This window comes from Gordonia sp. SCSIO 19800, assembly GCF_018132775.1.
Classification (GTDB): Bacteria; Actinomycetota; Actinomycetes; order Mycobacteriales; family Mycobacteriaceae; genus Gordonia; species Gordonia hongkongensis.
The window spans coordinates 1-12266 of the sequence record NZ_JAGRQM010000002.1; the positions used below are offsets into that span (position 1 = coordinate 1).

General features: G+C 67.9%; 13 protein-coding genes. 5 read left to right on the forward strand and 8 right to left on the reverse strand.

The window, feature by feature from the left end:
* Window positions 1-171: 171 nt before the first annotated feature.
* The 4 genes from KB201_RS02500 to KB201_RS02515 form a co-directional block, all read right to left on the reverse strand.
* Window positions 172-2193, reverse strand: coding sequence for an NAD(+) synthase (locus tag KB201_RS02500; protein ID WP_211538261.1), 2022 nt, complete (start codon window positions 2191-2193; stop codon window positions 172-174).
* A gap of 66 nt (window positions 2194-2259) precedes the next feature.
* Complete coding sequence (nadE, locus tag KB201_RS02505; protein ID WP_211538262.1) at window positions 2260-3084, reverse strand: ammonia-dependent NAD(+) synthetase; 825 nt, start codon at window positions 3082-3084, stop codon at window positions 2260-2262.
* A 21-nt stretch (window positions 3085-3105) separates the two neighbouring features.
* Window positions 3106-3600, reverse strand: a complete 495-nt coding sequence (locus KB201_RS02510; RefSeq protein ID WP_211538263.1) for a histidine phosphatase family protein — start codon at window positions 3598-3600, stop codon at window positions 3106-3108.
* Window positions 3597-3890, reverse strand: coding sequence for a hypothetical protein (locus KB201_RS02515; RefSeq protein WP_058253832.1), 294 nt, complete (start codon window positions 3888-3890; stop codon window positions 3597-3599). Before KB201_RS02515 ends, KB201_RS02510 begins: the two co-directional genes overlap by 4 nt.
* Window positions 3891-4005: 115 nt before the next feature.
* On the opposite strand from KB201_RS02515, the gene KB201_RS02520 reads away from it, so the two are divergent.
* Window positions 4006-4911: a DMT family transporter gene (locus KB201_RS02520; protein ID WP_058253831.1), complete on the forward strand. Its 906-nt coding sequence runs from the start codon at window positions 4006-4008 to the stop codon at window positions 4909-4911.
* Window positions 4912-4936: 25 nt separating this feature from the next.
* Here the strand turns inward: KB201_RS02520 and KB201_RS02525 are convergent, their stop codons facing one another.
* Window positions 4937-5377 carry a flavodoxin domain-containing protein gene (locus KB201_RS02525; RefSeq protein ID WP_058253830.1) on the reverse strand — a complete coding sequence of 147 codons (441 nt, stop codon included), beginning with the start codon at window positions 5375-5377 and terminating at the stop codon, window positions 4937-4939.
* A gap of 100 nt (window positions 5378-5477) precedes the next feature.
* Between KB201_RS02525 and KB201_RS02530 the strand changes: the two genes are divergently transcribed.
* The 3 genes from KB201_RS02530 (at window position 5478) to mmsB (ending at window position 9204) form a co-directional block, all read left to right on the forward strand.
* On the forward strand, window positions 5478-7067 hold the full coding sequence (locus KB201_RS02530) for a CoA-acylating methylmalonate-semialdehyde dehydrogenase (protein WP_249145016.1): 1590 nt from the start codon (window positions 5478-5480) through the stop codon (window positions 7065-7067).
* Between the two features lie 6 nt (window positions 7068-7073).
* Window positions 7074-8255: an acyl-CoA dehydrogenase family protein gene (locus KB201_RS02535; protein WP_211538264.1), complete on the forward strand. Its 1182-nt coding sequence runs from the start codon at window positions 7074-7076 to the stop codon at window positions 8253-8255.
* Between the two features lie 79 nt (window positions 8256-8334).
* On the forward strand, window positions 8335-9204 hold the full coding sequence (gene mmsB / locus KB201_RS02540) for a 3-hydroxyisobutyrate dehydrogenase (protein WP_065629722.1): 870 nt from the start codon (window positions 8335-8337) through the stop codon (window positions 9202-9204).
* Window positions 9205-9273: 69 nt separating this feature from the next.
* Here the strand turns inward: mmsB and KB201_RS02545 are convergent, their stop codons facing one another.
* From KB201_RS02545 to KB201_RS02555, 3 genes are all read right to left on the reverse strand, one after another.
* On the reverse strand, window positions 9274-10143 hold the full coding sequence (locus KB201_RS02545) for a DUF559 domain-containing protein (protein WP_211538265.1): 870 nt from the start codon (window positions 10141-10143) through the stop codon (window positions 9274-9276).
* A gap of 114 nt (window positions 10144-10257) precedes the next feature.
* Window positions 10258-10761 carry a MarR family winged helix-turn-helix transcriptional regulator gene (locus KB201_RS02550; protein WP_058253826.1) on the reverse strand — a complete coding sequence of 168 codons (504 nt, stop codon included), beginning with the start codon at window positions 10759-10761 and terminating at the stop codon, window positions 10258-10260.
* Window positions 10762-10796: 35 nt separating this feature from the next.
* Complete coding sequence (locus tag KB201_RS02555) at window positions 10797-11393, reverse strand: TetR/AcrR family transcriptional regulator (protein WP_211538429.1); 597 nt, start codon at window positions 11391-11393, stop codon at window positions 10797-10799.
* Between the two features lie 51 nt (window positions 11394-11444).
* On the opposite strand from KB201_RS02555, the gene KB201_RS02560 reads away from it, so the two are divergent.
* On the forward strand, window positions 11445-11936 hold the full coding sequence (locus tag KB201_RS02560) for a DUF4188 domain-containing protein (protein ID WP_211538266.1): 492 nt from the start codon (window positions 11445-11447) through the stop codon (window positions 11934-11936).
* The last annotated feature ends 330 nt before the right edge of the window (window positions 11937-12266 follow it).

Below are 12266 nucleotides of genomic sequence, written 5' to 3' on the forward strand. Positions count from 1 at the left end.
CGAAGGGCCTGGTGAGACAGGTTGCGGAGCCCTTCGTGGCTCGCTTCGCTCGCACCTCAGGGAGCAGAGATGTGGACCATCAAGAGGGTTCTTCGTAGTCCACGACGGCCGCCCGGCCGCAGGTACTGAGGAGCGGGCCGGAGCTTGCGCAGGGCCCGACCACCCGCCGCACTAGCCCCCGGCGAGTTCGTCCAGCCAGACCCGCGCCGACGCATCCGAGGGTGAACGCCAGTCGCCGCGTGGGGACAGCGACCCGCCCGACCCGATCTTGGGGCCGTTGGGCATCGCCGAGCGCTTGAACTGGTTGCCCATGAACCGCTTCAGGAACACCTCGAGCCAGTGCTCGATGGTCGCGGTGTCGTACTCGTTGCGCTTGTCCTCGGTCAGCAGATCCGACCACGGGCCACGGCTGCGGTCACCCCACGCCTGGCGCGCGAGATAGGCGATCTTGCTCGGGCGATAACCGAAGCGCGTCAGGTGATAGAGGAAGAAATCGTGCAGCTCGTAGGGGCCGACCGTGTCCTCGGTGCTCTGGATCCGGCCGTCGTCGCCGGCGGGGACGAGTTCGGGAGAGATGACGTCGTCGAGGATCTCGACGAGCGTCTCGGTGGTCTCGGCGGAATGGTGCCCGCTGGTGATCATCCACCGGATCAGGTGCTGGATCAGCGTTTTCGGCACCGACCCGTTGACGTTGTAGTGCGACATCTGGTCGCCGACGCCGTAGGTGCACCATCCGAGCGCGAGTTCGGAGAGATCGCCGGTCCCGAGCACGATGGCGCCGTTGGCGTTGGCGAGCCGGAACAGGTGTGAGGTCCGCTCACCGGCCTGCACGTTCTCGAAGGTGACGTCGTAGACCTTCTCGCCGCGCGCGTACGGATGGTCGAGGTCGGCGAGCATCTGCTCACAGGACGGCCGGATGTCGATCTCCGCGCCGCTCACCCCGAGCGAGTTCATCAGCGCGTGGGCGCGCCGCAGTGTCGGGCCGCCGGTCGCGAAGCCGGGCATCGTGTAACCGAGGATGTTGGTGCGCGGCAGGCCGAGCCGGTCGAAGGTGTCGACCGCGACCAAGAGTGCGAGCGTCGAGTCCAGCCCGCCGGACACCCCGATGACGATCTTCTCCAGACCCGTCGAGCGCAGTCGTTGGGCCAGTCCCTGGACCTGGATGGAGCGGACCTCTGCGCAGCGTTCGTCGCGGTCGTCGGAATCCGCTGGGACATAAGGGAATCGGGGGACCACCCGCCGGACGACATCGTCGTCGGACAGGTCTCCGAAGTCGAAACCGATGCGACGCAACGACTTCAACCGGTCGGAGTGATCGCCGACCTGGTCCCGGAGGCTGATCATCCGCATGCGTTCCTGCCGCAGGCGGTCGAGATCGATGTCGGCGGTGATGATCTGGTCGATCGTCGCGAACTGTTCACTGCGGGCGAGGAGCGACCCGTTCTCGGTGATGAGGGCATCGCCGTCCCAGGCGAGGTCGGTGGTCGACTCGCCGTACCCGGCAGCGACGTACACGTGGGCCGAGATGGTCCGCGCGGAATGCCCGGTGCACAGGTTGGTGCGGTAGCTCTCCTTGCCGATGGTGACCGGGCTGCCCGACAGGTTGGCCAGCACGGTCGCGCCGCCGAGAGCTGCCCATGTACTCGGTGGGATCGCCACCCAGCCGTCTTCGCAGATCTCGACGAACAGTGCGAAACCCGGCAGGTCGCGGGCCTCGAACACGAGATCGGCACCGAACGGGACCTCGTCGTCGCCGATCCGCACGGTCGTGGGGACCGCGTCGCGCGCCGCGGCGAAGAAGCGCTGCTCGTAGAACTCGCGGTAGTTCGGCAGGTACGACTTCGGGACCACCCCCAGGACCGCGCCGTCGTGGATCACGGCGGCGCAGTTGTACAGGCCGTCACCCACGCGCATCGGCAGTCCGACGCAGAGAACCGGCTTCAGCCCGGCACTGGCCGTCACGATGTCGTCGAGTGCGGTGCGGCAAGCGTCGAGGAGGGCGTCCTGGTGGAAGAGGTCGTCGACGCTGTACCCGCACAGCCCGAGTTCGGGGAAGACGACAATGCAGGCGCCGTCGTCAGCGGCCTGCGTCGCCAGTTCGACGGTGCGCGCGGCGTTGACCGCGGGTTCGGCGAGCGTCAGGACGGGTACGGCTCCGGCGACGCGGGCGAATCCGTTTGCGTAGACAGACACTCCGACACCCTAGTCGCGCACAGCCCGCCGTGCGGGGTCCGCCGAACGCGCCGGCCGGGTGCAGCGCTAGGACCGCCACCACGTGTCGTCGACCTCGACGGGGGTGGTGCGCTTGTGCCGGTTGCGGTGCCAGGCGGCCTCGATCTTCTCGGCCGCGTCCTCGGGGATCTCGCGCCCCTCGAGGTAGTCGTCGATGTCGTCGTAGCGCAGGCCGAGTTCGTCCTCGTCGGTCTGTCCGGCCTTCTCGTCCAGCAGGTCGGCGGTCGGGACCTTTTCCCACAGCTGCTGCGGCGCATCCAGGTGGCGCAGGATGGCACGCCCCTGTCGCTTGTTCAGGCCGGAGAGCGGCAGCACGTCGGCCGCACCGTCGCCGTGTTTGGTGAAGAAGCCGGTGACGTTCTCGGACGCATGATCGGAGCCGATCACCAGCAGCCCGCGGTCACCGGCGAGGGCGTACTGCGCGACCATGCGGTGCCGCGCCTTGGCGTTGCCCTTGGTGAAGTCGGTGAGCCGGGTGCCGGTGGCCTGTTCGATCTCGTCGTCGAGGGCATCCACGCCGGGTGCCACGTTGACGGTCACGACCTCGTCGGCGCCGATGAACTCGAGGGCCGCGGCCGCGTCGTCCTCGTCGTGCTGTACCCGGTAGGGCAGCCGCACGCCCATGAAGGTCGCGTCACCGCCGTCGGACCGGATGCGTTCGGCGGCGAGTTGGGCGAGCTTCCCGGCCAGGCTGGAGTCGACGCCGCCGGAGATGCCGAGTACGTAACCCTTGGCGCCGGTGGCGCGGACGTAGTCGACGAGGAACCCGACCCGCCGCTCCACTTCCTCGCCGGGGTCGATCGAAGACTTCACGGCGAGGGCGTCGATGATGGTTCGCTGGATCTCACGCATGATCCCAGTGTGCGCCACCGGTCACCCCTCGCGTGGGATCCGCACGCCGACGAGGTGGGCCTCGGGGTCCGGGGCCAACCCGATCCGGTCCCACTCGTGGGAGATGCCGACGACCGCATAAGCCGAGGTGGGGAAGCGTTCGATGTAGCCGTGCGGATCGAGCGTCAGCGCGGTCGACGGCATCCCGGGCTCGTGGCCGACGACGAGGACCGTCCGCGCGTCGGCGGGCGCGTGGACGCGGATGGCCTCCAGGATCTCCTCGGGCGCGCCGCCGTAGATGTCCTCGACGAAGGTCACGGGCGCATCGATGCCGGTTCGGGCGAGCGTCTGCCGCGTTCGCGTCGATGTCGAGCACAGCGCCGCGTCGATCCGCAGGCCCTCATCGGCCATCCAGCGTCCGGCGAGGGCGGCCTGCCGATCGCCGCGCTCGGCCAGCGGACGGTCGTGATCGGGCGTCGCGGGCGGATAACCCGACTTGCCGTGCCGCATCAGGACCAGCGTGCGGGTCCGGCTCATGCGGCGCCGTGCCGGCCGCGGTCCCGGGCGTCGGATTCGGACCCCGACTCGGCGCCGATCATCCGCAGGACCCGCACGGTCGCGCGCCAGGCGGCGGCCTCCTGGCGGAGGTAGGCCGCGTGTTCGTCGTGACCGCGGGCCTCGGCCTCGTCGGCGGCGACGTCGAACTCCAGGTACTCGTCCACGGCACAGTCGATGAGCTCACCCACCGAGGTGCAGTCGGTGCAGGCCACCTCGATCGCGGCGGCGTCGAGGGTGGCCAGTCGTTCCAGATCTGACCGATAACGCATGGGTTCGAATCTACGTTGTCCGGGCAGGCCGTTGGTGTTACGACACCGTCGATGTCGCCCGGGACGACCCCGGCCGGGACCGCGACCGCGGCTCACCGCCGTTACCCTGGGGATCGTGCACACCTGGGTACCCGCGCTCCTCGCGGTGCTGGCCGCGTTGATGATCGCCGCCGGTACCGTGCTGCGTCAGCGCGCCTCCCGGGTCAACGGTGCGATCACCCCGGGATGGTGGGCCGGTGCGGCGATCGCGCTGTGCGGCTTCGGTTTGCAGGCCTCGGCACTCGGACTCGGCTCGATCCTCCTCGTGCAACCCCTCGTCGTGCTCGCCGTGCTGTTCGCCCTTCCGCTCGAGGCGTGGGCCGATCATCGGCACCCGGCCCGCATCGAGTGGGCCTGGGGCGGGGTTCTCGTCGCGTGCGTGGTGACATTCCTGATCGTGGCGCGTCCCGAACCGTCGATGCGACGCCCCGATGCTCTCCTGCTGTGGGGCACCGTGGGAGCGGTCATCGGCGTCGTGGTCGCGCTGGTGATCCTCGCCCACCGCTCGAGTCCGCACTACAAGGCACTGTTCTACGGGCTCGTCGCCGGCATCCTGTTCGGCGTGTCGGCGTTGCTGGTGAAGACCGTGATCTACCAGATCACGCACCACTTCTGGCGTTCCTTCGTCCACCCCGAGATCTATCTCTTCGTGCTGGTGGTGGTCTGCGCCATCCTCGCCCAGCAGATGGGGTTCGGCGCCGGTGATCTGCAGACGTCGTTCCCGTCGATGACCGTCGCCGAGCCGGCCGTCGCGATGGTGCTCGGTGTGCTGCTGCTCGGTGAGAACCTGAAGGTGTCGGTACCGACCGCGCTGTTCCTGGGGATCGTGCTCGCGATCATGGTGCGCGCTGTGTGCGAACTCGCGAAGCTGTCGGCCGTGCGCGGATACGAGCAGGCCGTGGCGGCGGAGGAGTCCGCCGCAGCCGACGCCGCAGCGGACGCGGGCCCGGCGGCGGGCGCGACGTCGCGCCCGGCGGGTTGACCGGCCGCGTAGACGTCAGGCGTGCTCAGATCTCTTGGGAGATTCCCTCGGCCCACTCGGCGGCCTGTTTCGCCGGCTTGATGGGCGAGGAGTTGTCGTGGCGGGCGTGCTCGCCGACCTGGACCGCGCCGCGCTTGGTGAGCATCTCGGCGACGATCTCGCCGCCGCGGTTGAACGTGTCGTAGATCGAGTCCCCGAGACCGAAGACCGCGAAGCGGAGACCGGTGAGGTCGGGGTTCACGCTCTCGAGTTCGTCGGCGAAGGGCTCGGCGCCAGTCGGCAGCTCGCCTTCGCCGTACGTCGAGCACACGATGACGAGGAAGTCCTCGGGGTCGAGGTCCTCGACCGCGTATTCGCTCATGTCGTAGATCGACGGATCGTGGTCGGCGGCCAGCGTGTCGGCGATGGCGTCGGCGACGAGCTCACCGTTCCCGGTTTCGGTTCCGTAGAGGATGACGACCGACATGTGAACTCCTCTCGACGTCGGCGTTTTCGCTAAGCGAGGGTAGCCTAACCCGCCCGTCGGGGCGAAATCCCAGTTGAGGGGGGTTGGAAGAAATACTTGGATGTCCTACTATGTGGTGACACCGGCCATACCCCCAACGAAGTCGAAGGTGATCTCCGTGTCCGCTCCTGCTGTCCCCTCGATCCCGCACTACCTGAACGGCAAGCGCGTCACCGCCGAGGGCGGCCGCTTTGCTGACGTCTTCAATCCGAGCACCGGCGCCGTGCAGTCTCAGGTTCCGCTGGCGTCGACCGACGAAGTCGCCGCCGCGATCGCGACCGCATCGGCCGCGCAGAAGGAGTGGGCCGCCTGGAACCCGCAGCGGCGCGCCCGCGTCCTCATGCGGTTCGTCGACCTGGTCAACAAGAACGCCGATGAACTCGCGACCACGCTGTCGCTCGAGCACGGCAAGACCCACGCCGATGCGCTCGGCGACATCCAGCGCGGCGTCGAGGTGATCGAGTTCGCGATCGGCATCCCGCACCTCATCAAGGGTGAGTTCACCGCGGGTGCCGGCGGCGGCATCGACGTGCACTCCATCCGTCAGCCGCTCGGTGTCGTCGCGGGCATCACCCCGTTCAACTTCCCGGCGATGATCCCGCTGTGGAAGGCCGGACCGGCGCTCGCGTGCGGCAACGCCTTCATCCTCAAGCCCAGCGAGCGCGATCCGTCCGTGCCGGTGCGTCTTGCCGAGCTGTTCACCGAGGCGGGCCTGCCCGACGGTGTGTTCCAGGTCGTCCACGGCGACAAGGAAGCGGTCGACGCGCTGCTGACCCACCCGGACGTCAAGGCCCTCGGCTTCGTCGGCAGCTCCGACATCGCGCAGTACATCTACTCGACCGCGGCCGCCCACGGGAAGCGCTCACAGTGCTTCGGTGGCGCCAAGAACCACGCGATCATCATGCCCGACGCCAACCTCGACCAGGTCGTCGACGCGCTGATCGGTGCGGGCTACGGCAGCGCCGGTGAGCGCTGCATGGCGATCAGCGTCGCGGTCCCGGTCGGCGAGCAGACCGCAGACCGGCTGCGCGCCAAGCTGATCGACCGGGTCAACGCACTGCGCGTCGGTCACAGCCTGGACCCCAAGGCCGACTACGGCCCCCTGGTCACCGCCGCCGCTCTCGAGCGGGTCCGCGGGTTCATCGACAAGGGTGCCGAGGAGGGTGCCGAGGTCGTCATCGACGGACGTGAGCGCGCCAACAACGAGCAGACCTTCGGCGACGAGGACATCTCGAAGGGCTTCTTCATCGGCCCGACCCTGTTCGACCACGTCACCAAGGACATGACCATCTACACCGAGGAGATCTTCGGACCGGTCCTGTCGATCGTGCGCGCCGGCGACTACGAGGAGGCCCTCGCCCTGGCGTCGGATCATCAGTACGGCAACGGCGTCGCGATCTTCACCCAGGACGGCGACGCCGCCCGCGACTTCACCGCTCGGGTCGACGTCGGCATGGTCGGCGTGAACGTGCCGATCCCGGTGCCGGTGGCGTACTACACGTTCGGCGGATGGAAGCGTTCCGGCTTCGGCGACCTCAATCAGCACGGCCCGGCGTCGATCCAGTTCTACACCAAGACCAAGACGGTCACGACGCGGTGGCCCTCGGGCATCAAGGACGGCGCCGAGTTCGTCATCCCGACGATGGACTGATCGGCGTTGACGACTTTCGCCGACGCCGCACTCGCCCGGCTCGACGGTGACGAACGTGTCATCGTCGAGACCGCGGCGGGTTTCGCGGCCAAGAAACTGGCGCCGTTCGCGCTCGAATGGGATGCCACGAACCACTTCCCGGTCGACGAGTTGCGTGAGGCCTCGGAACTCGGGATGGGTGCCATCTACTGTGCCGAGGATTCCGGCGGCAGCGGTCTGCGACGCCTCGACGGGGTGCGCATCTTCGAGCAACTGGCGTACGCCGATCCGGCCGTCGCGTCGTTCCTGTCCATCCACAACATGTGCACGTGGATGGTCGACGAGTACGGCACCGACGAACAACGTTCGACGTGGGTGCCGCGCCTGGCGACGATGGAGACGGTGGCGAGCTACTGCCTGACCGAGCCGGGTGCCGGCTCCGACGCGGCGGCGCTCGCCACGCGTGCCGAGCGGTCCGGCGACGAGTACGTGCTCACCGGGGTCAAACAGTTCATCTCCGGGGCCGGGTCGTCGGACCTCTACGTCATCATGGCGCGCACCGGTGACGCCGGCCCCAAGGGCATCTCCACGTTCTTGGTCGAGAAGGATTCGCCCGGACTGAGTTTCGGTGCGCAGGAGCACAAGATGGGCTGGCATGCGCAGCCCACCGCCCAGGTCATCCTCGACGAGGTGCGGGTGCCCGCGGGCAACCTCCTCGGCGGCACCGAGGGCATCGGGTTCGGCATCGCCATGAACGGTCTGAACGGCGGCCGCATCAACATCGCGGCGTCGTCGCTCGGTGGGGCGCAAGCCGCCTTCGACAAGGCGGCGGCCTATGTCGCGAGTCGCCGCGCGTTCGGCAACGCGCTCATCGACGAGCCGACCATCCGGTTCACCCTCGCCGACATGGCCACCTCGCTGCAGGCGTCCCGGCTCATGTTGTGGCAGGCGGCGACGGCGCTCGACGATGGCGCGTCCGACAAGGTCGAACAGTGCGCAATGGCGAAGCGTTTCGTCACCGACACCTGCTACGAGGTCGCCGACCAGGCGCTACAGCTGCACGGCGGATACGGGTATCTCACCGAGTACGGAATCGAGAAAATCGTCCGCGACCTCCGTGTGCACCGCATCCTGGAGGGGACCAACGAGATCATGCGGGTCGTGCTCGGCCGTTCGATCGCGACCCGCTACCGGTCCCTCGCCCCCTGAGGTGCGAGGAGCGTTAGCGACGAGCCTCGAAGGGCTGACACTTCGCTTTAGACAACCACTTTCGTAGGAAGCAGAGACAATGACGACGATCGCCTTCCTCGGCCTCGGCAACATGGGTGGCCCGATGGCCGCCAATCTGGTGAAAGCCGGTCACACCGTCCGCGGTTTCGATCCGGTACCCGAGGCGGTGAAGACCGCGCAGGACAACGGCATCGAGACCTTCCCGGCCGCCATCGAGGCCGTGTCCGCCGCCGAGGTCGTGGTGACGATGCTGCCCAATGGCGGCATCGTGAAGAAGCTGTATGACGAGATCCTGCCGGCAACTCCGACCGGAGCCCTGTTCATCGACTCGTCGACGATCTCGGTCGACGACGCGCGGGACATCCACCAGCGCGCCACCGAGCACGGCTTCGCACAGGTCGACGCCCCGGTCTCGGGTGGGGTGAAGGGTGCCGTCGCCGGCACCCTGGCGTTCATGGTCGGCGGCGAGGACGAGGCCTTCGCCGCAGCGCGCACCACCCTGGATCCGATGGCGGGCAAGATCATCCACTGCGGTGCCGCGGGTGCGGGACAGGCCGCCAAGGTGTGCAACAACATGGTGCTCGCCGTCCAGCAGATCGCGGTGGGGGAGGCCTTCGTGCTCGCCCAGAAGCTGGGCCTCGACGACCAGGCGCTCTACGACGTGATCACCGGCGCCACCGGCAACTGCTGGGCCGTCGAGACCAACTGCCCCGTTCCCGGGCCGGTCCCGACCTCGCCGGCGAACAACGACTTCAAGCCGGGCTTCGCGACCGCCCTGATGAACAAGGACCTCGGTCTTGCGATGGACGCCGTCGCCAGCACCGGCGCCCGTGCGCCGCTGGGTACCCACGCCGCACAGCTCTACCGCGGCTTCGCCGAACAGCACGCGGACCTCGACTTCAGCGCGATCATCACCTCGCTGCACTAGGTCGTTCGCCGACCTCACGAGATCCGTATGACGTTGTGCCCGGTTTCCGGGCACAACGTCATACGCGTTTCAGGCGGCCGCTCGTCGGAGCACGGCCCTGACGTCCGCGGCGACCTGGGCGGGCCGGTCGACGAGGTCGGTCCACGTGAAGTTGAGGACAGTCCATCCGTTGGCGGTGAGCAGGTTGCGCTTAGTGCGGTCGCGCTGGAAGGCCGCGGCGTCACGGTGGAAGGAGAAGCCGTCGATTTCGACTGCGACCTTCCTGTCGGGAAAGGCGAAATCGATGACGTAGCCGTAGGCGGGCATGTTCGGCATCCAGCCGGAGATCCCAGCGGCGGTCAGCAGTTCGGTGGTGAGTCGTTCGGCTTCCGATCGTGCTCCGTCGCCGAGGAGTTTCAGATAGGCAGCGACGCGCGGTGCTCCGTGCCGGTTGGGGTAGCGGTCGTGGGCGGCGCGGAGAGCGTCGAGGGTGACGCGGGTGCTGAGTAGTGCTGAATCGAGGATGCTGATCCCGAGGTCGAGGGAGGCGTCGAGGACGGTCAGCGCGGCGCTCGTTGTTCGGAGACCTTGATGCTCGGTGATGTCGTCGTCGTGTAGTCGCCGGAACCTGACCACCGCGGTCGCGGACGAGCGTCGGGCGCTGCCGCGGGTCGGGGTGTAGACGAGGTGTTTTCGGGGTTCGGTGTCGTGCAGTCCGAGCCACCAGGCGGCCGCTGGTCCGCCGAGTACCGCCATGTTGTGCACCGACAGGACCGCGATGCGGGCCTGAGCCCGGGCTGTGCGGTGGTGCCCGGCGACGAGGTACACCCCGCGTGCTACCGCTTTCCACTCGCCGGCAGCGACTTTGCGTTGGATCGTCGACGAGCTCGCACCGCAATCACGCGCTTCGCGGGTGGAGAACACGCCGTCTCGGCGGGCGGTCAGTTCGGCGAGGTCCATGGGGTTTCGACGCAGACGATCACCGCGCGGTTCCAACGCCGAGCAGCTGAGCGAATCCGTATGACGTCGAACCCGGATTCCGGGCACGACGTCATACGGATTCCGCGCGCCGTTTCAGAAGTCCCCGTTGTGCTTGCGAAGTGACTGGATGGCGCCGACGAGGCCGGTCATCTCGTCGTCGGACATGCCGACGTTGCCGAACACCTCGCGGTTGAGGGTCTCCGTGGCGTCGCCCACCGTCTTGCGGCCGAGGTCGGTGATCTCGACGAGCGTGGTACGTCCATCGGTGGGGTGCGGGACGCGGCGGACGAGCCCGCCCTCCTCGAGGCGACGGATCGCGTGGGTCACGCTGGTCACGTGGACCTGGAGCCGGTCACTGGCCTTGGTGATCGGCAAGGACCCCTGACGCGAGAACGCCAGCAGCCGGAGCAGTTCGAAGCGGGAGAAGCTGAGATCGAACGGACGCAGGGCGGCCTCGACACGGGCGAGCAGGATCTGATGGGCGCGCATCACCGACGTCACCGCGACCATGCCGTCGGCGACCTCGCCCCACCCCGCCTGGGTCCAGTTCTCCCGTGCTTCGGCGATGGGGTCGAAATCCATGCTGCGCCCTGCCATACCGACACCCTAGTGGTCCTCCGGCCCCGCCGCGGTCAGGCGCGAGCAGGACGCCATCCGTCGATGACCGCCGTCGCCGCAGCCACCGGGTCGGCACCGTCCGGGTAGTTGCCCGACAGCAGGAGCATGGCCATGCCGTGCACCTGGGCCCACAACGAGGCGACGACGGTGTCGGTGTCGGCGTCGCGGAAGACGCCCGCGGTGATCGCGGCCTGTACTCCCTCGCGCAGCGGGGTGATCGCCCGCGTCGCAGCGGCGCGGGTCTCCTCGGTGCGTGCGACACCCACCAGCGCATCCCCGAACATCAGCTCGTAGAGCCGGGGATTCTCCAGCGCCCACCCGACGTATGCGACACCGAGTTCGGCGAGCGCGGTCGGGTCGGTTGCTGCCGCCGCGGCGGAGCGCTGTGCGTCCGCGAACGCGTCGAAGGCGCGCACCAGGATCGCGCGCGCGAGGCCTTCCTTGTTGCCGAACAGCGAGTAGACGGCGGTGGTGGAGGTGTCGGCGGCGCGAGCGACCTCCCGCACCGACAGCGCACCGATGCCGTCGGCGGCCACCATGCGAACCGCCTCGTCGAGGAGCCGGACACGGACGTCTTCGGTGTGGGATCGGGGTCTTGCCATGTCCGCAATCGTTTCATAACATCGTTTCGTAACAACGTTACGAAATGTCCTGGAGGTCTCATGTCCGCTCGCCGAGCCGCCCGCACGACCAACGACACCCCGCCGCCGGGCACGACGCTGTTCTTGATCGGGATGCGGGTGACGCGACCCTGGCGGGTACGCGCCTGGTTGCCGGTGCTGACGTCGATGTCCCGGATGCTGATCCACCTCCGTCGCCGACCGGATGCGGGCATGCTCGACGCGCGCCTCTATCTGGGCGGTTCGCCGATGGTGTTGTCGTACTGGCGCAGCGCCGACGATCTCCGACGGTTCGCGTCCGACCCCGACGCCCCGCATCTGTCCATGTGGCGGTGGTTCAATCGCGAGCTCGCCGACACCGACTCGGTCGGGATCTGGCACGAGACCTACGTCATCGGCGAACACGAGACCATCTCGAGCGGGATGCCCCCGCAGGGCCTGGCCCGGGCGGTCGGGTGGCACCCCGTGGGGCCGGGGACCGCAACCGCCTCGGCTCGGTTGACGCGCAACCGGCCGGCCCCGCAACGTGGCTGACCCAGGGCAGCTGCGTTCGCTTTTTGTCGTTCATCAGTCGTGTCGTCTCAGCGAATGACGTCGACGATCATCTGGTTCCGAGTCGTCGACATCGGCGCCGCATTTCCGATGAGTCCGGTCCGGCGCCAAACGCTGAACATGGATAAACGATTCGTTAGCAATGACACCTAAACAAGCTCCGTCTGTTCTGGGCGATTTGCGTGAGACGGGCGTGATGGACCGATTGATCGGTCGCCCGAAAAAACAACTGCTCCTTGTGGTTTGACAGACTCCGAGTGAAGAATGAATCCACATTCGCTTGTCGAATGAGTTGATCTGAAAATCAGAGAC